This is a genomic window from Frigoribacterium sp. Leaf186 (assembly GCF_001423905.1).
Classification (GTDB): Bacteria; Actinomycetota; Actinomycetes; order Actinomycetales; family Microbacteriaceae; genus Frigoribacterium.
In genome coordinates this window covers 577,043-599,969 of the sequence record NZ_LMPQ01000001.1, presented here as the reverse complement: position 1 = coordinate 599,969, position 22,927 = coordinate 577,043, and the positions used below count along the sequence as shown (strand labels likewise).

Sequence of the window (22,927 nt, the reverse complement as noted above, 5' to 3'; positions counted from 1 at the left end):
ACATGATCGAATACCGCAACGTGAGGGTCGCCCTGCTGGGCGCCGGCTCGGTGGGGTCACAGGTGGCACGGTTGCTGCTCGAGCAGGGTGCCGACTTCGCCGGTCGCGCCGGTGCCGGGCTCGAGCTCGTGGGCATCGGCGTCCGCGACGTCGACGCACCCCGAGACGTCGACCTGCCCCGAGAGCTCTTCACGACCGACGTCGAGTCGCTCATCGTCGGCGCCGACATCGTCGTCGAGCTGATCGGCGGGCTCGAACCGGCCCGCAGCTACGTGCTGCAGGCGCTGAACTCGGGGGCCGACGTCATCACCGGCAACAAGGCCCTGCTCGCGAGCCACGGCACCGAGCTCTTCGACGCCGCCGAGCAGGTCGGCGCGCAGGTCTACTACGAGGCGGCCGTCGCCGGGGCGATCCCGATCATCCGGCCGCTGCGCGACAGCCTCGCCGGCGACCGCGTCCAGCGCATCATGGGCATCGTCAACGGCACGACGAACTTCATCCTCGACCGCATGGACACCGACGGCTCGAGCCTCGAGGACGCCCTGGCGACGGCCACCGCCCTCGGGTACGCCGAAGCCGACCCCACCGCCGACATCGAGGGGTACGACGCCGCGCAGAAGGCCGCGATCCTCGCGAGCCTCGCGTTCCACACGGCCGTTCCGCTGTCCGCGGTGCACCGCGAGGGCATCACGTCCGTCACGCACGACCAGGTCGTCGCGGCTCGCAAGGCGGGCTACGTCGTCAAGATCCTCGCGATCTGCGAGCGCCTCGTCGACGACGACGGGGTCGAGGGCGTCAGCGCCCGCGTCTACCCCGCGCTCGTGCCCCTGAGCCACCCGCTGGCAGCCGTGCACGGCGCGAAGAACGCCGTCTTCGTCGAGGCCGAGTCGGCCGGCGACCTGATGTTCTACGGCGCCGGCGCCGGGGGAGTCGAGACCGCGTCGGCCGTGTTGGGCGACCTCGTCTCGGCCGCCCGCCGCCACGTCATCGGCGGGCCCGGCGTCGCCGAGTCCACCCACGCCAACCTGCCGGTGTTCCCGATCGGACGCGTGTCGACCCGCTACCAGATCACCCTCGACGTCGCCGACCAGCCGGGCGTGCTCGCCGAGGTCGCCGGGGTGCTCAGCGAGCACGGCGTGAGCGTCCACAACGTCGAGCAGACCTCCGGCGCGACGCCGGGCGTCACGGTCGCGGGCGACGGCGCGGCCACCGCTACGCTGATCATCGGCACCCACCGGGCGCGCGAGTCCGACCTCGCCGCGACGGTGACCGCCCTGAAGAACGCCACGGTCGTGAACTCCGTCACGAGCGTGCTGAGAGTCGAAGGAGCCTGATGGCCCACCAGTGGCAGGGTGTCCTGCGCGAATACGCCGACCGTCTCGACGTCACCGACGCCACCCCGATCGTCACGCTCGGCGAGGGCGGCACGCCGCTGATCCCGGCCCCGGCGCTCTCGAACCGCACGGGTGCCAAGGTGTACGTCAAGTACGAGGGCATGAACCCGACGGGTTCGTTCAAGGACCGCGGCATGACGATGGCCATCTCGAAGGCCGTCGAGCACGGCGCCAAGGCCGTCATCTGTGCGTCGACGGGCAACACGTCGGCCTCGGCCGCCGCCTACGCGGCCCACGCCGGCATCACGGCCGCCGTGCTCGTGCCCGAGGGCAAGATCGCGATGGGCAAGCTGAGCCAGGCCGTGGCCCACGACGGGCAGCTGCTGCAGATCCAGGGCAACTTCGACGACTGCCTCGACATCGCGCGCGACCTCGCGGCCAACTACCCGGTGCACCTCGTCAACTCGGTGAACAACGACCGCATCGAGGGCCAGAAGACCGGTGCGTTCGAGGTCGTCGACGTGCTCGGCGACGCCCCGGACTTCCACTTCATCCCCGTCGGCAACGCCGGCAACTACACCGCCTACACGCGGGGTTACCGCGAAGACCTCGAGATCGGTCGGGCCACGAAGCTGCCGCGCATGTTCGGCTTCCAGGCCGCGGGTTCGGCACCGATCGTCGCCGGCGAGGTCGTCAAGGCCCCCGAGACGATCGCCAGTGCCATCCGCATCGGCAACCCGGCCTCGTGGCAGCTCGCCCTCGAGGCGCGCGACCTGACGGACGGCTGGTTCGGGGCGATCACCGACGAGGCCATCCTCGCGGCCCAGAGGATCCTCTCGGCCGAGGTCGGCGTCTTCGTCGAGCCCGCGTCGGCCATCAGCGTGGCCGGGCTGCTCGAGCGCGCCGACGCCGGCGTGATCCCCGCCGGCGCCACGGTCGTGCTGACGGTCACGGGCCACGGCCTGAAAGACCCGCAGTGGGCCCTGCGTCGTGCCGACGGCAGCGACGTGCAGCCGACCGTCGTCGCGAGCGACACCGCCCGGGTGGCCGAGGTGCTCGGTCTCGTCCCGGCCTCTTCGTGACCTCCGAGGTCGTCGGGCGGTCCGTCCTGGTCAAGGTCCCCGCGACCTCGGCCAACCTCGGCCCCGGCTTCGACACCCTCGGCCTCGCCCTCTCGCTGTACGACGAGCTCGAGGTCACCGCGACGCGTGAGCCCGGCGTCCGGGTCGACGTGTCCGGCGTCGGGGCCGGCCAGGTGCCGACGGACGCGTCGAACCTCGTCGTGCAGGCGGTCGCCACCGCCTTCTCCTCGGTCGACGTCCCGCTGCCGGGGCTGCACCTCCGTGCTCGCAACGCGATCCCGCACGGTCGGGGGCTGGGCTCGTCCGCCGCGGCCATCGTGTCGGGCATCATGGCCGCGAAGGGCCTGCTCGAGGGGACGGTCGAGCTCGACTCGAACGCGTTGCTGGCCCTCGCGACCGACATGGAAGGCCACCCCGACAACGTCGCCCCCGCGCTGTTCGGAGGCCTCACGATCGCGTGGATGAACTCGCACGGCCCGTCGCACAAGCGGTTGCTCGTCCATCGAGGCGTCTCGCCCGTCGTGTTCGTGCCCGAGTCGACGCTCTCGACCAAGCTGGCACGGAGCCTGCAACCGGCCTCGGTGCCGCACGAGGACGCCACCTTCAACGTGTCGCGCTCGGCCCTGCTCGTCGCGGCGCTGGTGCAGAGCCCCGAACTGCTGCTCGCGGCCACCGAGGACCGGCTGCACCAGAGCTACCGGGCCAGCGCGATGCCCGAGACCGACGCACTGATCCGCATGCTGCGCGACGCCGGCCTCGCGGCCGTGGTCTCGGGTGCCGGGCCCTCGCTGCTCGTGCTCGGCAGCGACCCCGCCCAGCGCCTCTTCGCCGCCGACCTGGTCCGCGAACACGCCGTGTCGGCGTGGGGTCCGTTGATGCTGGCCGTCGATCTCAAAGGTGCTACAGTGGTGCCGCACCCGGTAGAAAACTCAGATTTCCTGGGCATCTAGCAACGTCTCCACCGTCACTCGTGGGGGCAACCGCGTGGGGTCACAAGTCTTCGAGTCCCCGGGTCGCACATCCCGTAGTGCACATCTAGCAGTGTTCGTCTGCCGATCTGGTCGGCGCGCACCGCACCTCCCCGGCCTCCTGCTCATCCCGTGCAGAGCCCGCACAGGGCAGCCCCTCGGGGCGAACCCGCACAGTGCAGGCCCGAGGCCGCGAGGTGTGACCAGCTCTGCCCCGCCGATCAACGCGGGGGAGCGAAAGGAACCCATCACTCGTGACTGACGTCCAGAACGGCGCCGCTGCGCCGTCCACGCCCGAACTCACCGCCATGCGCCTGCCCCAGCTGCAGGCCCTCGCCTCGTCGCTCGGCATCAGCGGCATCTCGAAGCTGCGCAAGGGCGACCTCGTCGCCGCCATCGCGGCGAAGCAGGGCGAGGGGGCCGCCGCCGAGGTCGCCCCCCAGCCGACGCTCGACGGTGTCGTCGACGCCGGCGTGCCGGCGTCCGTCGAGACCACCGTCGCCGAGGGCACCGAGGCCCCCGCGACCGAGGTGACCGAGCCCGCCGAGGCGCCGACCCGGGCCCGTCGCGGCTCGCGTCGTGCCACGTCCGCCGCGGGGGCTCCCGAGTCCCGCGGTGCCGGCGACCACGTGAACGCCGGCGAGACGGGCGTCGCACCCCTCGTCGAGGTGCCCGCCACCGAGGCCGTCGTCGTCGACGCACCGGCCGCACCGGTGCAGTCCACCGAGCAGCCCGCCACCGAGCAGGACGCTCCGGCTGAGCGTCCGTCGCGCCGTCGGGGCTCGCGCCGCGCCTCCGACGCGTCGGTCGCCGCCGACGCCGCCCAGCCCGGCTCGTCCGCCGACGCCCCGGCCGCCGACGCGACCGCCTCCACCGAGACGACGACCGAGGGCGCCGCCGCCCAGCCCGCCACGACCGAGGCCGCCACGACCGAGGCCGACGCCTCGGCGTCCGGCGACGACGGCGCCGCCGACCAGCAGGGCCGCGGCGACCAGGGTCAGGGCGACCAGCAGGGCGCCGACCAGCAGAACGGTGGCCAGCAGGGTGGCGGCCGTCGCAGCCGCAACCGCAACCGCGGCAAGGGCGGCTCGCAGCAGGGCCAGGCCGAGCAGAACGGCCAGCAGAACGGCGGCCAGAGGGCCGACGCCTCGCAGAACGCCCCGCAGCAGAACGGCGGCCAGCAGAACGGCGGCCAGCAGAACGGCGGCCAGCAGAACGGTCAGCAGCGCGCCGACCAGAAGGCCGAGCAGCAGGCCCAGCGTGCCGCCGGTGAGAAGAACGACGCCGCCCGCGGCGAGCAGTCCGGCACGGGCCCGCAGTCCGGCGCCCAGGTCGACGAGGGCGGCCGTCAGGGTCGTGGTCGTCAGCGCGACCGCAAGCGTGGCCGTGGGGCCCAGAACGACGACCTCGAGCCCGAGATCGGCGAGGACGACGTGCTCATCCCCGTCGCCGGCATCCTCGACGTCCTCGAGAACTACGCCTTCGTCCGCACCACGGGCTACCTGCCCGGGGCGAGCGACGTCTACGTCTCGCTCGGCCAGGTCAAGAAGTACCACCTGCGCAAGGGTGACGCCGTCGTCGGTGCCATCCGCCAGCCGCGCGAGGGCGACCAGGGCCAGGGGCGCCAGAAGTACAACGCCATCGTCAAGATCGACTCGATCAACGGCCAGCCCGTCGACGAGGCCGCGAAGCGCGTGGAGTTCAGCAAGCTGACCCCGCTCTACCCGCAGGAGCGCCTCCGTCTCGAGACCGAGCCGCAGAAGCTCTCGACCCGCATCATCGACCTCGTGTCGCCGATCGGCAAGGGCCAGCGTGGTCTCATCGTCTCGCCGCCCAAGGCCGGCAAGACCCTCGTGCTGCAGTCCATCGCGAACGCCATCGCGGTGAACAACCCCGAGGTGCACCTCATGGTCGTGCTCGTCGACGAGCGGCCCGAAGAGGTCACCGACATGCAGCGCACCGTCAAGGGCGAGGTCATCGCCTCGACCTTCGACCGCCCCGCCGAAGACCACACGACCGTCGCCGAGCTCGCCATCGAGCGGGCGAAGCGCCTGGTCGAACTGGGCCACGACGTCGTCGTGCTCCTCGACTCGATCACGCGCCTCGGTCGGGCCTACAACCTGGCCGCCCCCGCGTCGGGTCGCGTCCTCTCCGGCGGCGTCGACTCGTCGGCGCTGTACCCGCCGAAGCGCTTCTTCGGGGCCGCGCGCAACATCGAGAACGGTGGCTCGTTGACCATCCTCGCGACCGCCCTCGTCGAGACCGGTTCGAAGATGGACGAGGTGATCTTCGAGGAGTTCAAGGGCACCGGCAACATGGAGCTCCGCCTGTCGCGCCACCTGGCCGACAAGCGCATCTTCCCCGCCGTCGACGTCAACGCCTCGGGCACGCGTCGCGAAGAGATGCTGCTCAGCCCCGACGAGGTCAAGATCACCTGGCGCCTGCGCCGTGCCCTCGCCGGGCTCGACCAGCAGCAGGCACTCGAGATCGTCCTGCGCAACCTGCGCGAGACGCAGTCGAACGTCGAGTTCCTCGTCCAGGTCCAGAAGTCGGTCCCCGCCTCGAACGGACACGACTCGGGCCACAAGGAGCACTGAGCGTGTTCGAGTCGGTGGCCGTGCTGCTGTCCGAGCACGACGACCTGCAGACGCAGCTCAGCGACCCCGCCGTCCACGCCGACGCCGCGCGCGCCAAGAAGATCAACCGCCGCTACGCCGAGCTCAGCCGAATCGTGGCTGCGCACTCGGCGTGGCAGCAGGCGGGCGAAGACCTCGAGGCAGCCCGCGAGCTCGCGAAGGAGGACGAGGCGTTCGCCGACGAGGTGCCCGCCCTCGAGCAGGCGCTCGACGAGTCCCAGGAACGCCTGAGGCGCCTCCTGATCCCGCGCGACCCCGACGACGGGCGCGACGTCATCATGGAGATCAAGGGCGGCGAGGGCGGTGCCGAGAGCGCCCTCTTCGCGGCGGACCTGCTGCGCATGTACCTGCACTACGCCGAGTCGAAGGGCTGGAAGTCCGAGATGATCGCGAGCGACGACTCCGACCTCGGCGGCTACAAGAACGTGCAGGTGGCGCTCAAGTCGAACGCGTCCGACCCCTCGCAGGGCGTCTGGGCGCACCTCAAGTACGAGGGCGGGGTGCACCGCGTGCAGCGGGTGCCGGCGACCGAGTCGCAGGGTCGCATCCACACCTCGACCACGGGCGTGCTCGTGTTCCCCGAGGTCGACGAGCCCGAAGAGGTCGACATCAACCAGAACGACCTCAAGATCGACGTGTACCGGTCGAGCGGCCCCGGTGGTCAGTCGGTCAACACGACCGACTCCGCCGTCCGCATCACCCACCTGCCCACGGGCATCGTCGTGGCCATGCAGAACGAGAAGAGCCAGCTGCAGAACCGCGAGGCCGGCATGCGCGTCCTCCGGGCGCGCATCCTCGCCCGTCGGCAAGAAGAGCAGGCGGCCATCGCGTCGGACGCCCGCAAGAGCCAGATCCGGGGCATGGACCGGTCGGAGCGCATCCGCACCTACAACTTCCCCGAGAACCGCATCGCCGACCACCGCACCGGCTACAAGGCCTACAACCTCGACGCCGTGATGGACGGCGCACTCGACCCGGTGGTCGAGTCGTGCATCCAGGCCGACGAAGAGGCTCGTCTCGCCGAGATCGGCGACACCTCGTCGTGAGCGACGCCGCCGCCTCGGCCTTCGAGGGCGTGACGACGGTCGACGGTGCCCTCCGGGTGGCGTCGACCGTCCTCGAGGGTGCGGGCGTGCCGTCGCCCGAGGTCGACGCCGAGCTCCTCCTCGCCCACGTGACGGGCCTCGGCCGAGGGGTGGTCCGCGCGCGGGCCGTCACCTCGGCTCCGCTCACCGCCGACGAGCAGGAGGCGCTGGTCACCGCGGTCGCGCGCCGCGCCTCCCGCGAGCCCCTGCAGCACATCACGGGGCGGGCGTCCTTCCGCCACCTCGAGCTGCACGTCGGGCCGGGGGTCTTCGTGCCCCGGCCCGAGACCGAGGGCGTCGCCCAGCTGGCGATCGACGCCCTCCGGGCCGTGCCCGAGGCGTCGCCCCTGGCGGTCGATCTCGGCACCGGCAGCGGTGCCCTCGCGTTGGCGATGGCGTCCGAGGTGCCGACGGCGTCGGTCGTCGCGGTCGAGCTCTCCGCCGAGGCGGCCGTCTGGACACGCCGCAACATCGCGGCCGTGGGGGTCGACAACCTGCGACTGGTCGAGGGCGACCTCGCCGACGCGCTGCCCGAACTCGACGGTCTCGTGTCGGTCGTGGTCTCGAACCCGCCCTACGTGCCCACGGGCATGGTCCCGCGCGACCCCGAGGTGCGCCTGCACGATCCGGCTCTGGCCCTCTACGGCGGCGATGACGGCCTCGACCTGGTGCGGGCGCTGTCCCTGACGGCCCGGCGCCTGCTGCGGCCCGGGGGAGCCCTCGTGATCGAGCACGGCGAACTCCAAGGAGGCGCGATCCGCGACCTCCTGACGGCCGACGGCTGGCGGTCCCCGGCCACGCACCCCGACCTCACCGGTCGCGACCGGGCCACCACGGCGGTGCGCTGAACCGGTTCTCCCGGTCCGTCGCACTATCATCGTCAGGTCATGGCCACTTTTCACGACTGCTCCGTCGACTCCGAACTGCTCGCCGGCATGCGCATGGCGCGCGGTGCCATCGGGCGGGGTGAGCTCGTCGTGCTGCCCACCGACACCGTCTACGGCGTCGCGGCGGACGCGTTCGACCCGACCGCCGTCCAACGACTGCTCGACGCCAAGGGGCGCGGCCGTCAGTCGCCGCCGCCGGTGCTGATCAAGGGGCAAGAGACCCTCGCCGCACTCACCGACCGCGTGCCCGAGGTGGTCCGTCCGCTGCTCGACGAGTTCTGGCCCGGGCCCCTCACGGTGATCTTCCGTGCGCAGGCCTCGCTCAGCTGGGACCTCGGCGAGACCCGGGGCACCGTCGCGCTCCGGGTGCCGAGCCACCGCATCGCCCTCGAGCTGCTCGAAGAGACCGGGCCCCTCGCCGTGTCGAGCGCCAACCTCACCGGTCGGCCGGCCGCCGAGTCGGCAGGCGACGCGCGACGCATGCTCGGCGACTCGGTGTCGGTGTACCTCGACGACGGCGCCGCGGGCACCTCGTACGAGCACAGGGCCGGGGCCAACACGGGTTCGACCATCGTCGACGCGACGGCGGGCGCCGACGGCGTCCTCCGCATCGTGCGGCACGGCGTCCTCTCCGACGCCGACGTCATCCGCGTCGTCGGGGCCGACGCCCTCGCGTGAGGTACTACCTGCTCGCGCTGGCGATCTCGGCAGCGGTCAGCTTCGTGCTGTCCGTGGTCGTCTGGCGGGTGGGCCTCAAGTACCGTCTCTACCCGAAGATCCGTGAGCGCGACGTCCACCAGACCCCCACGCCCCGCCTCGGCGGCATCGCGATGTGGGCCGGCATCGTCGTCGCCCTGCTGGCGGCGTGGTTCGTCTTCCCGCTGATCTCGGGGGTCGACTACTTCCGCCTGGTCTTCGCCGACCCGGGGCCGCCCCTCGCCATCATCGGGGCCGCGACGATCATCGTCGTGATCGGCGTCATCGACGACCTCTACGACCTCGACTGGATGACCAAGCTGGCCGGGCAGATCATCGCCGCCGGGGTGTTGGCCTGGCAGGGCGTGCAGCTCGTCTCCCTGCCCATCGGGGGCAGCCTCGCCATCGGGTCGCCCTACATGTCCCTCGTGCTGACGGTGCTCACCATCGTCCTGGTGATGAACGCCGTCAACTTCATCGACGGCCTGGACGGTCTCGTCGCCGGGGTCGCGATCATCGCCAACGGCGTGTTCTTCGTCTACAGCTTCGTCATCTCGATCACCATCGGCCAGACCGAGTACTTCAACCTCGCAGCCCTGTTGTCCGCCGTGCTGATCGGGGCGTGCCTGGGGTTCCTGCCCCTGAACTGGCACCCGGCGAAGCTCTTCATGGGCGACGCCGGCGCCCTGCTGACCGGCCTCGTCATGGCCACGAGCGCGATCTCGGTGACGGGTCAGATCGACCCGGCGGGCATCTCACGGACGGCGCTCCTGCCGGCGTTCATCCCGATCGTGCTGCCGTTCGCGATCCTGATCGTCCCGCTGCTCGACTTCGGCCTGGCCGTCCTGCGGCGGCTCAGTGCCGGCAAGTCGCCTTTCACGGCCGACCGCAAGCACCTGCACCACCGTCTGCTCGACATGGGGCACTCCCACTTCCAGGCCGTCCTGATCTTCTACGCGTGGACGCTCGTCGCCGCCGTGGGCGGGCTCATGTTCCTGTTCGTCGACCCGACCTACCTCGTCGCCGTCTTCCTCGGGGTCGGACTCGTCGCCTGCACCGCCGCGACCCTCTCGCCGTTGAGCCGTCGAAAGAAGGTCGAGATCGCCGTCCAGACCACCCCCACCGGTGAGCTGTCGACGACCTCGTCCGGCCGGTTCGACCCGCTCGACGCCGCCGCGGTCGCCCTCGACCCGCACGACACCGACACCGCGGCCCAGGCCGTGGTGCCCGAACTGACGAACCCGAAGGACCACCCATGAACGCCAGCTCGATCTTCACGCAGATCCTCAAGTACACGGGCCTGCTCGCCCTCGTCATCGCCGTGGTCGGCGGGGGGCTCGGCTACCTGTTCGCCGGCACCGACGGCCTCTGGAGCGCCCTCGTCGGCGTGGGGCTCGCCATCCTCTTCGCCGCGATCACGGCCGCGAGCATGCTCGTCGCCATCCGCTTCACCCTGGGGGCCTTCTTCGGCATCGTGATGGGCGCGTGGCTGCTCAAGCTGGTCATCTTCATCGTGCTGCTCGTCCTGCTGCGCGACCAGCCCTTCGTCGACGACGTCGTGCTCTTCCTCGCGCTCGTCGTGTCGATCATCGGCACGCTCGCGGTGGACGCCCTCGTGGTCGTCCGAGGCCGGTTGTCGTACGTGAGCGACGCGACCTTGCCCCCCGCGCCGACCGACTGACGGGCGATGCGTGCAGAGGGTGAAAATAGCTCGACCGATTCGTGGAAGCAAGCATTACCTTGATAGGGTTGACGACGTTCCCCGGCCGCGTCTCCAGCGTGCACGGATGACAAACCCCACCAATCGTCGCGACACTTCAGGGTGCTCGCCCCGACACAGGAGATAGCGCTGATAGCGAACGCTGTGAACCTGCTCTCCGCTGCCGAAGCCGGCCACGGGGACGGGGGATTCCACGCCCCGACTCTTGACGAGTTCTTCCCTCCCGCCATCTTCTTCGAGGGCACTCCCTTCGAGCTGAACCGCATCATGCTGGTCCGCCTCTTCGCGATCGCCGTCATGCTGCTGCTGTTCTGGCTGGCCCTGCGCAAGGGGCGGCTCATCCCGTCCCGAGGGCAGAGCATCGCCGAACTGGGCCTCGACTTCGTCCGCATCCAGATCGTCGAAGAGATCCTCGGCGAGAAGCTCGGCCGCAAGTACCTTCCGATCCTCGCGGCCATGTTCTTCGGCATCTTCGCCATGAACATCACGGGCATCATCCCGGGCCTCAACATCGCGGGCACCTCGGTCATCGCCATGCCGCTGCTGCTGGCGGTCGTCGCGTACGTCATGTTCATCTACGCGGGCTTCCGAGAGGCCGGCGGGGCGACGTTCCTGCGCAACGCGCTCTTCCCGCCCGGTGTGCCGTTGGTGATGTACATCCTGCTGACGCCCATCGAGTTCATCAACATCTTCATCGTGCGCCCCATCTCGCTGGCATTGCGACTGCTGTTGAACATGATGGTCGGCCACCTCCTGCTGGTGCTCTGCTTCGCGGCGACGCACTTCTTCTTCTTCAGCATGAGCGGGGGCTTCATGGCCTTTGGTGCGCTCACCCTCATCGGTGGCTTCGTGATGACCATCGTCGAGATGGCCGTCGCCGTGCTGCAGGCCTACGTCTTCACGCTCCTCGCCTCGGTCTACATCCAACAGGCCGCGGCGACAGAACACTAAATACAGACGACGCACGTCATCCGACGAGCATCGCCCAACCGGAAGGAAACACAAGTGGACACCACCACGATCCTCGCTGAGATCAACGGCAACATCGCGACCGTGGGCTACGGCCTCGCAGCGATCGGCCCCGGCATCGGTATCGGCATCGTCGCGGGCAAGACCGTCGAGGCCATGGCTCGTCAACCCGAGCTGGCCGGCCGCCTCCAGGTCACGATGTTCCTCGGCATCGCGTTCACCGAGCTGCTGGGCTTCATCGGCCTCGCCGCCGGCTTCATCTTCTCCTGATCAGTTAGGACGACACACCGATGATCGAGACGATCCTCGCGGCCGAGGGTGGTGCGCCCGAAGGCGCCGCCATCTTCTTCCCCGCTGATTACGACATCCTCTGGTCCTTGGTCGTCTTCGTGGTCATCGCTGCGTTCTTCGGGCTCTTCGCGATCCCCAGGTTCCGCAAGATCCTCGACGAGCGTGCCGAGCGCATCGAAGGTGGCATCAAGCACGCCGAGGCCGCCCAGGCCGAAGCGGCCAAGGCCCTCGACGAATACAAGAAGCAGCTGGCCGACGCCCGTGCCGAGGCCGCCCGCATCCGTGAGGCCGCCCGTGCCGAGGGCAACGAGATCATCGCCGAGCTGAAGCAGCAGGCGCAGGCCGATGCCGACCGCATCACCGCGTCCGCCCACGCCCAGATCGAGGCCGAACGCGAGGCCGCCGTGGCGTCGCTGCGGTCCGAGGTCGGGTCGCTCGCCATCGACCTCGCGTCGGGCGTCATCGGCGAATCGCTCAGCGACGACGCCAAGGCGTCGGCCGTCGTCAACCGCTTCCTGGCCGACCTCGAGGCGAACGAGAACGCTAAGGCGGGCAACTGACGATGGGTTCCATGTCCCGAGAAGCACTCGGCTCGGCGCGGGCGGTCCTGACCGACCTCGGCGAGTCCGTCGACCTGACGACGGGCGAGCAACTGCTCGACGCCGGCCGGGTCGTCGGCGGCTCCGTCCAGCTGCAGTCGTACCTCGCCGACCCCGCCGTCGACGTCGCGACGAAGAAGCAGCTGCTCGACCGGCTCTTCGGGTCGTTCTCCGAACCGGCGCGAGCGTTGCTCGTGTCGGTCGTCGGCAGCCGCTGGTCGTCGTCCGACGACCTGCTCGCCGGCATCGAAGAGGTCGCCTTCCGGGCGATCGCCTCGACCGCCCCTGCCGACAGCGGCATCGAGAACGAGCTCTTCGCCTTCGACGCGGCCGTCCGCACCGACGCGCAGCTCGAACTGGCCATCGGTTCCAAGCTCGGTGACCCGGCCGCCAAGGCCGGGCTCGTCGAACGACTGCTCGGCGGCAAGGCCAGTCGGCAGACGGTCACCATCGTCATGCACCTGGTCCGACAGCCCCGCGGCCGTCGCATCGGAGAACTGCTGCGGCACGCGGCCGTGATCGTCGCCGACCAGTCCGACCAGCTCGTCGCCACCGTCACGAGCGCCGTCGTCCTCGACGAGGCCCACGTCACGCGCCTGGAGCACGGCTTGGCCAGGCAGTTCGGGCGTAGCCTGCGCATCAACCAGGTCATCGACCCCGCCGTCGTCGGCGGTCTCCGCGTCCAGGTCGGCGACGAGGTCATCGACGGCACCGTCGCGACCAAGCTCAGCCTGCTCCGCCTGCAACTCGCCGGCTAGTCACGCTCTCACACACAGACTCGAGGCCTCCCGAAGCCTCGCTACGAATAGGAATCACAATGGCAGACATCAAGATCAGCCCGGATGAGATTCGCGACGCACTGAAGGACTTCGTCTCGTCGTACGAGCCCTCGAAGGCCTCGACCACCGAGGTCGGCCACGTCACGGACGCGGCCGACGGCATCGCCCACGTCGAGGGACTCCCCGGCGTCATGGCCAACGAGCTCATCCGCTTCGCGGACGGCACGCAGGGCCTGGCCCAGAACCTCGACGAGGACGAGATCGGCGCCATCGTGCTCGGCGAGTTCTCGGGCATCGAAGAAGGCATGGAGGTCACCCGCACGGGTGAGGTCCTCTCGGTCCCCGTCGGCGACGGCTACCTCGGTCGGGTCGTCGACCCGCTCGGTGCGCCGATCGACGGCCTCGGCGAGATCGCGACCGAGGGCCGTCGTGCCCTCGAGCTGCAGGCGCCCGGCGTCATGCAGCGCAAATCGGTCCACGAGCCGATGCAGACCGGCATCAAGGCCATCGACGCCATGATCCCCGTCGGCCGTGGCCAGCGTCAGCTCATCATCGGTGACCGCCAGACCGGCAAGACGGCCATCGCGATCGACACGATCATCAACCAGAAGGCCAACTGGGAGTCCGGCGACACGAACAAGCAGGTCCGCTGCATCTACGTCGCCATCGGTCAGAAGGGCTCCACCATCGCCTCGGTGAAGGGTGCCCTCGAAGAGGCCGGCGCCATGGAGTACACGACGATCGTCGCGGCTCCGGCGTCCGACCCCGCCGGCTTCAAGTACCTCGCTCCCTACACGGGCTCGGCCATCGGCCAGCACTGGATGTACAGCGGCAAGCACGTCCTCATCATCTTCGACGACCTGTCGAAGCAGGCCGAGGCCTACCGTGCCGTCTCGCTGCTGCTGCGTCGTCCGCCGGGACGCGAGGCCTACCCGGGCGACGTGTTCTACCTGCACTCGCGTCTGCTCGAGCGTTGCGCGAAGCTGTCCGACGAGCTCGGCGCCGGGTCGATGACGGGTCTGCCCATCATCGAGACCAAGGCCAACGACGTCTCGGCGTACATCCCGACGAACGTCATCTCGATCACCGACGGTCAGATCTTCCTGCAGTCCGACCTGTTCAACGCCAACCAGCGTCCCGCGGTCGACGTCGGCATCTCGGTGTCGCGCGTCGGTGGTGACGCCCAGGTCAAGTCGATCAAGAAGGTCTCCGGCACGCTCAAGCTCGAGCTGGCCCAGTACCGCTCGCTCGAGGCCTTCGCGATGTTCGCGTCCGACCTCGACGCGGCGAGCCGTCGTCAACTGGCCCGCGGTGCGCGCCTCACCGAGCTGCTGAAGCAGCCGCAGTACTCGCCGTACCCCGTCGAGGACCAGGTCGTCTCGATCTGGGCCGGCACCAACGGCAAGCTCGACGAGGTCCCCGTGCCCGACATCCTGCGCTTCGAGCGTGAGCTGCTCGACTACATGGGTCGCAACACGTCGGTGCTGTCCGACCTGCGCGAGAAGAACGTCCTGACCGACGAGATCGTCGCGGCCCTCGAGAGCGGCATCGACTCGTTCAAGCAGGAGTTCCAGACCGGTGAGGGCAAGCCGCTCGCCTCGGTCGGACGCGAGGAGTTCACGGCCACCGACGCCGACGACGTCAACCAGGAGAAGATCGTCAAGACGAAGCGCTGACGCGCCCGTTCGACGTTCACGACTGACGAGACAACAGGAGAGTAATGGGAGCCCAACTCCGGGTCTACCGGCAGAGGATCCGCTCTGCGCAGACGACCAAGAAGGTCACTCGCGCGATGGAGCTCATCTCGGCCTCGCGCATCCAGAAGGCGCAGGCCCGGATGAAGGCTTCCGGGCCGTACTCGCGGGCCATCACCCGGGCGGTGTCGGCCGTGGCGACGTTCTCGGACGTCGACCACGTGCTGACCACCGAGCCCGAGACGGTCGAGCGTGCCGCGATCGTCGTGTTCACGTCCGACCGTGGTCTGAACGGTGCGTTCAGCTCGAACACGCTGAAAGAGAGCGAGCAGCTGGCACAGCTGCTGCGCAGTCAGGGCAAAGAGGTCGTCTACTACCTGGTGGGTCGCAAGGCCCAGGGGTACTTCGCCTTCCGTCGTCGCGACGCCGAGCAGGTCTGGACGGGCAACACCGACCAGCCCGAGTTCGCCACCGCGAAAGAGATCGGCGACGCGGTCGTGTCGAAGTTCCTCACCGAGGCGGCCGAGGGCGGCGTGGACGAGATCCACATCGTCTACAACCGCTTCGTGAACATGGTCAGCCAGGTTCCCGAGGTCGTCCGCCTGCTGCCGCTCGAGGTCGTCGAAGGCATCGAGGAGCCCGGCGAGGACGAGGTCCTTCCGCTGTACGACTTCGAGCCCGATCCGACCGAGGTGCTCGACGCGTTGCTGCCCGTCTACATCGAGAGCCGGATCTTCAACGCCATGCTGCAGTCGGCCGCCTCCGAGCACGCCGCCCGCCAGAAGGCCATGAAGGCTGCCAGCGACAACGCCGACACCCTAATCCGCGACTTCACTCGCCTCGCGAACAACGCGCGTCAGGCAGAGATCACGCAGCAGATCTCCGAGATCGTGGGCGGCGCAGACGCCCTCGGGTCGGCCAAGTAGAGCTCTGCACCACAGCATCATCATCCGAAGAGAGAGAAGCCATGACTGACACCGCAACCGCACCGGTCGCGACCGAGTCGGCTCCCGGCGTCGGGCGCATCGCCCGGGTCACGGGCCCCGTCGTCGACATCGAGTTCCCGCACGATGCCATCCCCGGCGTCTACAACGCGCTGACCACCAAGATCACCATCGGTGAGACGACCACGCAGATCACGCTCGAGGTCGCCCAGCACCTCGGTGACGACCTCGTCCGTGCCATCGCCCTCAAGCCCACCGACGGCATCGTCCGTGGTCAAGAGGTCATCGACACCGGCGCACCCATCTCGGTGCCCGTCGGTGACGTGACCAAGGGCAAGGTCTTCAGCGTCACGGGTGAGATCCTCAACCTCGAGGGCGACGAGACGGTCGAGATCACCGAGCGGTGGCCGATCCACCGCAAGCCCCCGAAGTTCGACCAGCTCGAGTCCAAGACCCAGCTGTTCGAGACCGGCATCAAGTCCATCGACCTGCTCACGCCGTACGTGCAGGGTGGCAAGATCGGTCTGTTCGGTGGAGCCGGCGTCGGCAAGACGGTCCTCATCCAGGAGATGATCCAGCGCGTCGCGCAGGACCACGGTGGTGTGTCGGTGTTCGCCGGTGTCGGTGAGCGCACCCGTGAGGGCAATGACCTCATCGCCGAGATGGACGAGGCGGGAGTCTTCGACAAGACCGCCTTGGTCTTCGGCCAGATGGACGAGCCGCCGGGAACCCGTCTTCGCGTCGCGCTCTCGGCCCTCACCATGGCCGAGTACTTCCGCGACGTGCAGAAGCAGGACGTGTTGCTCTTCATCGACAACATCTTCCGCTTCACGCAGGCCGGTTCCGAGGTCTCCACGCTGCTCGGGCGCATGCCCTCGGCCGTGGGTTACCAGCCGAACCTCGCCGACGAGATGGGCGTCCTCCAGGAGCGCATCACCTCGACGCGTGGTCACTCGATCACGTCCCTGCAGGCGATCTACGTGCCGGCCGACGACTACACCGACCCGGCGCCTGCAACGACGTTCGCGCACCTCGACGCGACCACCGAGCTGTCTCGCGAGATCGCGTCGCAGGGTCTCTACCCCGCGATCGACCCGCTGACCTCGACGAGCCGCATCCTCGACCCCCGTTACCTGGGCCAGGCGCACTACGACACCGCCATCCGGGTGAAGGCGATCCTGCAGAAGAACAAAGAACTGCAAGAGATCATCGCCATCCTCGGTGTCGACGAACTGTCCGAAGAGGACAAGATCACCGTGTCGCGCGCACGTCGCATCCAGCAGTTCCTGTCGCAGAACACCTACATGGCGAAGAAGTTCACCGGCGTCGAGGGCTCGACCGTCCCCCTGAAGGACACCATCGAGTCGTTCACGGCCATCGCCGACGGCGAGTTCGACCACGTCGCCACGCAGGCGTTCTTCAACGTCGGCTCCATCTCGGACGTCGAAGAGAAGTGGGCTCAGATCCAGAAGGAGAACGGCTGATCGTGGCTGCTCTCACTGTCAGCGTCGTCTCGGCCGACCACGAGGTGTGGTCGGGCGAGGCGTCGTCGATCGTCGCTCGCACCGCCGAGGGTGAGATCGGAATCCTCCCCGGCCACGAGCCGATCCTGGCGATCCTGGCCTCGGGCCAGGTCAGGGTCCGGTTGTCCGACGGCAGCACCGTCGAGGCGACCGCCGACGACGGATTCCTCTCCGTCGAGAACGACACCGTGACGGTCGTCGCGCGCAACGCGCAGCTCAACTGACCACGATCCGTTCGCACCGCCCAGATCCATGCTGTTCCTGCTGCCCCCGTCCGAGACGAAGCTCGACGGGGGCAGCGTCGGTTCACGACTCGACGTGACGAGTCTTTCGTTCGAGGCCCTCGAGGTGCCGCGCCGCGCCTCCTTGGCACTGCTCGACGAGTTGTCGCGTGACGAGGCGGTCGCAGCCCGGGCGCTCAAGCTCGGGCCGACGCAAGCTCACGAGATCGTGCGCAACCGGATCGTGTCGTCGTCACCGACGATGCCGGCACTGGCCCGCTACACCGGCGTCCTCTACGATTCACTCGCCGTGTCGAGCCTCGACGACGACTCGTGGCGGTGGGCGCACCGACACGTCGCCGTGCACTCCGCCCTGTTCGGCTTGGTCCGAGCAGCCGACGAGATCCCGGCCTATCGGCTGTCGCACGATTCGAGGGTCGCGGGCACGACCCTGAAGAAGGTGTGGCGCTCGTCGGTGTCGCAGGTGCTGACCGAGCTCGACGAGCCCGTCGTCGACCTCCGGTCCGAGGGCTACGTCGGCCTCGGGCCCGCCGGTGAGGGGTCGACGTACGTGCGGGTCGTCTCGGACGTCGGCGACCGGCGTCGCGCCCTGAACCACTTCAACAAGAAGACCAAGGGCCTGGTCGTCCGGGCGCTCGTGACGGATCGGCCCGAGTTGTCGGACGTCGGCGACCTGACAGACTGGGCCCGCGGGCGGGGCTTCGTGATCGAACCGGGCGCCGAGACCGTCCTCGTGGCCGAGTCGGTCCTCGACGCCGCCGCCTGACGTCGCCGCAGCCTGACGACGTCGCGGTCGCGCCGGTCACCGGCACACGGTCGACGCCGGATGATCAGTCGAGGGGGACGGGGCCGTCGCGGAACGCGATGCCCTCGTGACGGAGCAACCACTTCTTCGTCTCGACGCCCGAACCCACGGTGTAGCCGGTGACCCCGCCCGTCCTGCCCAGGACGCGGTGACACGGGACGAGCAGGGGCAGCGGGTTGGCGGCGACCGCCCCGCCCACGGCACGGCCCGCCCGGGGGTTGCCGAAGGTGCCCCCCAGTCGGCCGTACGTCGTGGCCGAGCCCCATTCGACCTCGAGCAGCGCCGACCAGACCGACCGTTGGAAGCTCGACCCGACGAGCCGCAACGGCAGGTCGAACCGGGTGCGAACCCCGTTGAAGTACCCGTCCACCTGTCGTCGGGCGGCGTCGAGCAGGCTGTCGGGACGTTCGGGCAGGTGATCGTGGGGCAGGACTCCGCGGTGTTCGATCGCCAGGGCCTCGACCGCGAAGTGGCGGCTGACGATCTCGATGCGTCCGACGGGGGAGTCGAACCGCACCAGCCCCGGCGGCTCGTCGTCGGCCGCCGGGCCCGGTGGCAGCGGGGGCACGAGGACGAGGTCGGTCATGGCGTCACGGTAGGACGCTCGGGAGGTGTCGGACCCCCGGCCGACCTCGAGGTTGTGGACAAGTCGTCTGGTCTGCGCGGTTGGGGAGGACACGATGACCGAGCCCTCGGCCCGTCCGGGGCTCGCCTCGGACGGGGCGGTAGCGTGGAGGTCGTGGCTGTCGGTGTGAGTGCCGGACGCCGGTGAGAGGAGCGACATGCCCACCGAACGACCGCGTGACCCATGGCACGAAGTCCACGGCGTCGAGGACACGGTGGTCGTCCCTCCGCGGGGCTCCACGGTGACACCCGACGACGAGGACACGGTCCTCCGCGCGCCGGGTCGGACCGTGCCAGCGACGCAGCCCGACGGGTCCGGTCGTCCGGCACCGCGCCTCCACGGGGTCCGCGTCGGCGGTCGCGACCTGCTCCTCGACGTTCCCGTCGTGGTGGGACGCAGGCCGACCGCACCTCGGGTGGTCGCCGGCGTCACCCCTCGTCTCGTCGAGGTGCCGTCGTCGAGCCACGAGGTCTCGGGGTCCCACGTCGAGGTGCGTCAGCACGGCGAGACCGTGGTCGTCACCGACCTGCGCTCGACGAACGGCACGCGCGTGACCGAGCCGGGGCGGGTTCCCGTGAGTCTGCGGCAAGGCGAGTCGCTCGTGGCGCGCGCAGGCACGATAGTTGACGTAGGTGACGGGAACCTTCTCGAGATCCTGCCTCCCCAGCGCATCATCCCGACGAAAGAACCCCTCCTGTGACAGAGCTCGGCCGCCCCACGACCGCCCACGCCCTCGGCCTCGACGACCTCGGCCTGACCCTCGACTGGGCGGGGGTGACCGACGTCGGTCGTCGCCGCGCGCACAACGAGGACAGCTACCTCGCCGAGTCGCCCCTCTTCGTCGTGGCGGACGGCATGGGCGGGCACAGTGCGGGTGACGTCGCGAGCGACGCCGTCGTCCGACGCATGAGCGAGATCGCCTCACGGCCCTTCGCCACCACGGACGACGTCGAGACGGCGTTGCGCGTCGCCACCGCGGACATCGCCGTGGCCGCGGCCGACACCGAGCTGGGGGTCGGGACGACGGCGACCGGTGCGTTCCTCTCGCGGGACGGCGACGAGGGCGACGTCGAGTTCACGGTCTTCAACGTCGGTGACTCGCGGGTCTACCTGTTCGAGGACGGCCGACTGCGGCAGGTCACGGTCGACCACTCGGTCGTCCAAGAGATGGTGGACGCCGGCCTCCTGCACGCGGACGACGCCGAGAAGCACCCCGACAGCAACGTCATCACGCGGGCGGTCGGCTTCGACGTCGACCCGCGGCCCGACTACTGGCGCCTGCCGGCCCGACCGGGCCTGCGCCTCCTGGTCTGCTCGGACGGCCTTACGAAAGAGCTGTCCGCCGCGCGGATCGCCGACCTGCTCGCGAGCGTCGAGGGAGCCGAACCGGCCGCCACGGCACTCGTCGAGGCCGCCGTCGAGGCGGGCGGCCGTGACAACGTGACGGCCGTCGTCGTCGACGTGCGTGGCGGCTCGACGTCGCACGCCGACTAGCCGCTCACGTCGGTCAGGACGCCTCGTCCCCCGGAATGGGGGGACACGGCCTGTCCACAGACGAGCGGGCGGGCCTCTCGGGCGTCGGTGCCCCCCGCTTAGAATGACTTCGGTCGGACCGACGCCGACCGGCTCTGCCGAGCCGACCCGCACCGATGCCCGAGGAGGCGACGTGGCCCGACGACTGCCGTCCGCGCCGCCCGTGCTGCCGGGTTTCTCACACGTCCGCGTCCTGGGGTCGGGTGGCTTCGCCGACGTCTTCCTCTACGAGCAGAACATGCCGCGTCGCCAGGTCGCCGTCAAGGTCATGCTGAGCGAGGTCGTCAACGACCAGGTCCGGCAGATGTTCCAGGCCGAGGCGAACCTCATGGCCCAGCTCAGCGCGCACCCGTCGATCCTCACGGTGTTCCAGGCGAGCGTCTCGGCCGACGGACAGCCGTACCTCGTGATGGAGCTCTGCTCGTCGTCCCTCAGCGAGCGGTACCGTCGCGACCGCATCCCGGTCGCCGACGTGTTGCGCATCGGGGTCAAGATCGGCAGCGCGGTCGAGACCGCGCACCGTCAGGGTGTGCTGCACCGCGACCTCAAGCCGTCGAACATCCTGATGACGGCCTACGGCCACCCCGTCCTGTCCGACTTCGGCATCGCGGCATCCCTCAGCGAGAGCGAACCGCAAGAGGTCGTGGGCATGTCGATCCCGTGGTCGGCGCCCGAGGTGCTCCTCGACGAGACCAACGGCACGATCGAGTCCGAGGTGTGGTCGCTCGGTGCGACCGTGTACTCCTTGCTCGCGGGACGCAGTCCGTTCGAGGTGCTGGGTGGCGACAAGAACGGCGCGTCCGACCTGATCGGCCGCATCGACAAGGCGAAGCTCGTGCCCACCGGCCGGACGGACGTCCCGCCGACGCTCGAGCGCCTGCTCGCGCGATCGATGTCCCGGCGTCCCGAACAGCGTCAGGCCAGCGTCCTCGAGTTCGTGCGTGAACTCCAGCAGGTCGAGAGCGAGCTCGGCGTCGCGCAGACGCCCATCGAGGTCGCCGTCGACGACTGGGCCCTCGCCACCGTCGCCGACCTCGAGGACAAGACGCGCCTCCGCGGCGTCACCCCCGTGCAGGCCTCGCGTCGACGTCGTCGCCGTCGTGCCACCGAGGCCCAGGTCCAGGCGCAGCACGGCGCCTCGCTGCAGCAGAGCCGGGCCGTGCCCCGCAGCACCGGCACCCGGCCGACGCGGAACCGCGCCATGCTCGTCGTCTTCTGGTCGCTCGTGGCGGCCTCGGTCGTGGGCATCGGCCTCGCCGCCACGGCGACCCTGGTGCTCGTCCGGTCGACGTCGACCGAGATCCCACGGGTGGCCGACGTCGCGTCGTCGAGCGACGGATCCTCCGTCGTGTTCACCTGGAGCGACCCCGGCCTCCGAGCGGGCGACACCTACGTGATCTCGACCGGGGGGCAGACGAGCCAGCAGTCCGCCGACCGCTTCGTCGCCACGCCCGCCGACCCCGGTGACGAGGTCTGTATCACCGTCACGGTCAGTCGCGGTGGCTCGACCGGGCCGGCCAGCAACGAGAACTGCGCGACGGCGGGCCAGGGCTGATGGGGCGTCTGCTCGACTGGGCCTCGCGACGGCGGTCGGCGGTCGCGACGGGCGTCGGCGTGCTCGTGGTGACCACGCTCGTGACCACCGTCGCCGTGGCCAGCTCCGGCTACGAGGCCCAGCGGCTCGACCTGTCCGACGGCACGGTGTGGGTGGCCAACGGCGATCGGGCGGCGATCGGGCGGGCGAACACCGACGTGCTCCAGTTGAACTCGGCGGTCCGCAGCAGCGGTGCCGACATCTCGGTCGCCCAGCGGGGCCAGGACGTCCTGCTCGTCGACCGAGGCAACGCCACGGTCGGCGTCGTCGACACGGCGACGGCCGAGATCGCCGAGAGCGTGCCGTTGCCGCCGGAATCGCCCGAGGTCTGGCTGGCCGGTGACCGCGCGCTCGTCGTGTCGCAGGGCACGGGTGAGGTGTGGAGCCAACCCCTGGCCGAGCTGTCGTCCTTCAGCAACGAGGTCGACCCCGACCTGAGCCTCGGCAAGGGCCTGGTCACCAGCGTCACGCCGGGGGGCACCGTGGCGACCTACTCGACCGACACCGGTGAGGTGTCCGTCTTCGACGGGACGGTCTCGCCCGACGTCGCCGAGACCCACGACGTGCCGGCTGCCACGTCCGCGGGGTACCAGGTCGCCTCGGTCGGCGACCACTGGGCGGTCCTCGACACCGCTGCCGGGGCCCTCGTCGTGGACGGCCGTCAGGTCGACCTGTCCGGTCGTGCCTCGGGCGGAGTCGCCTTGCAGACCGGGTCCGACACGGGCGACGGCGTGTTGGTGGCGACGTCCACGGGGCTGTTGTCCGTCTCGTTCGACGGTGACACGGTCACCGAGGTGGTCGACGGTCGCGACGGCAAGCCCACTCGCCCCGTCCTCGTCGACGATTGTCGCTACGCCGCCTGGGCGGGTGGCTCGGCCTGGAGCGACTGCGCGTCGGCGCGCGGGGGAGTCCTTCCCCTCG

General features: G+C 69.8%; 22 protein-coding genes and 1 pseudogene. 22 read left to right on the top strand and 1 reads right to left on the bottom strand.

The genetic code is table 11. From position 1 onward, the window contains the following. Positions 1-2: 2 nt before the first annotated feature. The 18 genes from ASG05_RS02755 to ASG05_RS02670 all read left to right on the top strand — a co-directional run bounded on the left by ASG05_RS02755 (position 3) and on the right by ASG05_RS02670 (position 18,215). Complete coding sequence (locus tag ASG05_RS02755; protein ID WP_056257036.1) at positions 3-1,334, top strand: homoserine dehydrogenase; 1,332 nt, start codon at positions 3-5, stop codon at positions 1,332-1,334. Continuing rightward, positions 1,334-2,416, top strand: coding sequence for a threonine synthase (gene thrC / locus ASG05_RS02750; RefSeq protein WP_056257032.1), 1,083 nt, complete (start codon positions 1,334-1,336; stop codon positions 2,414-2,416). The genes ASG05_RS02755 and thrC overlap by 1 nt, the downstream gene beginning before the upstream one ends. Next, positions 2,413-3,366: a homoserine kinase gene (gene thrB / locus ASG05_RS02745; protein ID WP_056257030.1), complete on the top strand. Its 954-nt coding sequence runs from the start codon at positions 2,413-2,415 to the stop codon at positions 3,364-3,366. Before thrC ends, thrB begins: the two co-directional genes overlap by 4 nt. A gap of 326 nt (positions 3,367-3,692) precedes the next feature. Further along, positions 3,693-5,981 carry a transcription termination factor Rho gene (gene rho, locus ASG05_RS02740; protein ID WP_235491405.1) on the top strand — a complete coding sequence of 763 codons (2,289 nt, stop codon included), beginning with the start codon at positions 3,693-3,695 and terminating at the stop codon, positions 5,979-5,981. A 2-nt stretch (positions 5,982-5,983) separates the two neighbouring features. Next, positions 5,984-7,066, top strand: a complete 1,083-nt coding sequence (gene prfA, locus ASG05_RS02735; protein ID WP_056257024.1) for a peptide chain release factor 1 — start codon at positions 5,984-5,986, stop codon at positions 7,064-7,066. Continuing rightward, positions 7,063-7,953 (top strand): peptide chain release factor N(5)-glutamine methyltransferase, encoded by an 891-nt coding sequence (prmC, locus tag ASG05_RS02730; protein WP_056257021.1) that lies wholly within the window; start codon positions 7,063-7,065, stop codon positions 7,951-7,953. Before prfA ends, prmC begins: the two co-directional genes overlap by 4 nt. A gap of 39 nt (positions 7,954-7,992) precedes the next feature. Continuing rightward, positions 7,993-8,670, top strand: coding sequence for an L-threonylcarbamoyladenylate synthase (locus ASG05_RS02725; protein ID WP_056257017.1), 678 nt, complete (start codon positions 7,993-7,995; stop codon positions 8,668-8,670). Then, on the top strand, positions 8,667-9,947 hold the full coding sequence (locus ASG05_RS02720) for an MraY family glycosyltransferase (protein ID WP_056257014.1): 1,281 nt from the start codon (positions 8,667-8,669) through the stop codon (positions 9,945-9,947). Before ASG05_RS02725 ends, ASG05_RS02720 begins: the two co-directional genes overlap by 4 nt. Further along, positions 9,944-10,369 (top strand): hypothetical protein, encoded by a 426-nt coding sequence (locus tag ASG05_RS02715; protein WP_056257013.1) that lies wholly within the window; start codon positions 9,944-9,946, stop codon positions 10,367-10,369. The genes ASG05_RS02720 and ASG05_RS02715 overlap by 4 nt, the downstream gene beginning before the upstream one ends. Before the next feature lie 183 nt (positions 10,370-10,552). Beyond that, a complete protein-coding gene (atpB, locus tag ASG05_RS02710) occupies positions 10,553-11,359 on the top strand; it encodes a F0F1 ATP synthase subunit A (protein ID WP_056257009.1) in 807 nt (268 codons plus the stop codon). A 54-nt stretch (positions 11,360-11,413) separates the two neighbouring features. Beyond that, the gene (atpE, locus tag ASG05_RS02705) at positions 11,414-11,647 is read left to right on the top strand and encodes an ATP synthase F0 subunit C (protein ID WP_043594505.1); all 234 of its coding nucleotides are present in this window, start codon (positions 11,414-11,416) and stop codon (positions 11,645-11,647) included. 20 nt (positions 11,648-11,667) lie between these two features. After that, positions 11,668-12,228 carry a F0F1 ATP synthase subunit B gene (locus tag ASG05_RS02700; protein WP_056257006.1) on the top strand — a complete coding sequence of 187 codons (561 nt, stop codon included), beginning with the start codon at positions 11,668-11,670 and terminating at the stop codon, positions 12,226-12,228. A gap of 2 nt (positions 12,229-12,230) precedes the next feature. Beyond that, positions 12,231-13,025 carry a F0F1 ATP synthase subunit delta gene (locus ASG05_RS02695; RefSeq protein ID WP_056257005.1) on the top strand — a complete coding sequence of 265 codons (795 nt, stop codon included), beginning with the start codon at positions 12,231-12,233 and terminating at the stop codon, positions 13,023-13,025. 59 nt (positions 13,026-13,084) lie between these two features. Further along, the gene (gene atpA, locus ASG05_RS02690) at positions 13,085-14,722 is read left to right on the top strand and encodes a F0F1 ATP synthase subunit alpha (RefSeq protein ID WP_056257002.1); all 1,638 of its coding nucleotides are present in this window, start codon (positions 13,085-13,087) and stop codon (positions 14,720-14,722) included. 44 nt (positions 14,723-14,766) lie between these two features. Further along, positions 14,767-15,666, top strand: a complete 900-nt coding sequence (locus ASG05_RS02685) for a F0F1 ATP synthase subunit gamma (protein ID WP_043594511.1) — start codon at positions 14,767-14,769, stop codon at positions 15,664-15,666. Between the two features lie 41 nt (positions 15,667-15,707). Then, positions 15,708-17,168 (top strand): F0F1 ATP synthase subunit beta, encoded by a 1,461-nt coding sequence (gene atpD, locus ASG05_RS02680; protein WP_056257001.1) that lies wholly within the window; start codon positions 15,708-15,710, stop codon positions 17,166-17,168. 2 nt (positions 17,169-17,170) lie between these two features. Next, positions 17,171-17,431, top strand: a complete 261-nt coding sequence (locus ASG05_RS02675) for a F0F1 ATP synthase subunit epsilon (protein ID WP_056256999.1) — start codon at positions 17,171-17,173, stop codon at positions 17,429-17,431. 28 nt (positions 17,432-17,459) lie between these two features. Beyond that, complete coding sequence (locus ASG05_RS02670; protein ID WP_056256997.1) at positions 17,460-18,215, top strand: YaaA family protein; 756 nt, start codon at positions 17,460-17,462, stop codon at positions 18,213-18,215. Between the two features lie 64 nt (positions 18,216-18,279). Here the strand turns inward: ASG05_RS02670 and ASG05_RS02665 are convergent, their stop codons facing one another. Next, the gene (locus ASG05_RS02665; RefSeq protein ID WP_082486425.1) at positions 18,280-18,840 is read right to left on the bottom strand and encodes a methylated-DNA--[protein]-cysteine S-methyltransferase; all 561 of its coding nucleotides are present in this window, start codon (positions 18,838-18,840) and stop codon (positions 18,280-18,282) included. Positions 18,841-19,168: 328 nt separating this feature from the next. On the opposite strand from ASG05_RS02665, the gene ASG05_RS02660 reads away from it, so the two are divergent. The 4 genes and pseudogenes from ASG05_RS02660 to ASG05_RS15685 all read left to right on the top strand — a co-directional run. Beyond that, positions 19,169-19,579 carry an FHA domain-containing protein gene (locus ASG05_RS02660; RefSeq protein WP_235491362.1) on the top strand — a complete coding sequence of 137 codons (411 nt, stop codon included), beginning with the start codon at positions 19,169-19,171 and terminating at the stop codon, positions 19,577-19,579. After that, on the top strand, positions 19,576-20,373 hold the full coding sequence (locus tag ASG05_RS02655; RefSeq protein WP_082486255.1) for a PP2C family serine/threonine-protein phosphatase: 798 nt from the start codon (positions 19,576-19,578) through the stop codon (positions 20,371-20,373). Before ASG05_RS02660 ends, ASG05_RS02655 begins: the two co-directional genes overlap by 4 nt. A gap of 172 nt (positions 20,374-20,545) precedes the next feature. Beyond that, positions 20,546-21,967: a serine/threonine-protein kinase gene (locus ASG05_RS02650; protein ID WP_056258301.1), complete on the top strand. Its 1,422-nt coding sequence runs from the start codon at positions 20,546-20,548 to the stop codon at positions 21,965-21,967. Continuing rightward, positions 21,967-22,927, top strand: a pseudogene (locus ASG05_RS15685) (fibronectin type III domain-containing protein); the annotation flags it as partial. The gene ASG05_RS02650 and the pseudogene ASG05_RS15685, both read left to right, overlap by 1 nt.

Bases quoted from the DNA above. Each gene is read 5' to 3' on its own strand.
- ASG05_RS02755 (WP_056257036.1), top strand. From the start codon at position 3: ATGATCGAATACCGCAACGTGAGGGTCGCCCTGCTGGGCGCCGGCTCG.
- thrC (WP_056257032.1), top strand. From the start codon at position 1,334: ATGGCCCACCAGTGGCAGGGTGTCCTGCGCGAATACGCCGACCGTCTC.
- rho (WP_235491405.1), top strand. From the start codon at position 3,693: ATGCGCCTGCCCCAGCTGCAGGCCCTCGCCTCGTCGCTCGGCATCAGC.
- ASG05_RS02725 (WP_056257017.1), top strand. From the start codon at position 7,993: ATGGCCACTTTTCACGACTGCTCCGTCGACTCCGAACTGCTCGCCGGC.
- ASG05_RS02715 (WP_056257013.1), top strand. From the start codon at position 9,944: ATGAACGCCAGCTCGATCTTCACGCAGATCCTCAAGTACACGGGCCTG.
- ASG05_RS02700 (WP_056257006.1), top strand. From the start codon at position 11,668: ATGATCGAGACGATCCTCGCGGCCGAGGGTGGTGCGCCCGAAGGCGCC.
- ASG05_RS02695 (WP_056257005.1), top strand. From the start codon at position 12,231: ATGGGTTCCATGTCCCGAGAAGCACTCGGCTCGGCGCGGGCGGTCCTG.
- atpA (WP_056257002.1), top strand. From the start codon at position 13,085: ATGGCAGACATCAAGATCAGCCCGGATGAGATTCGCGACGCACTGAAG.
- ASG05_RS02685 (WP_043594511.1), top strand. From the start codon at position 14,767: ATGGGAGCCCAACTCCGGGTCTACCGGCAGAGGATCCGCTCTGCGCAG.
- atpD (WP_056257001.1), top strand. From the start codon at position 15,708: ATGACTGACACCGCAACCGCACCGGTCGCGACCGAGTCGGCTCCCGGC.
- ASG05_RS02670 (WP_056256997.1), top strand. From the start codon at position 17,460: ATGCTGTTCCTGCTGCCCCCGTCCGAGACGAAGCTCGACGGGGGCAGC.
- ASG05_RS02665 (WP_082486425.1), bottom strand. From the start codon at position 18,840: ATGACCGACCTCGTCCTCGTGCCCCCGCTGCCACCGGGCCCGGCGGCC.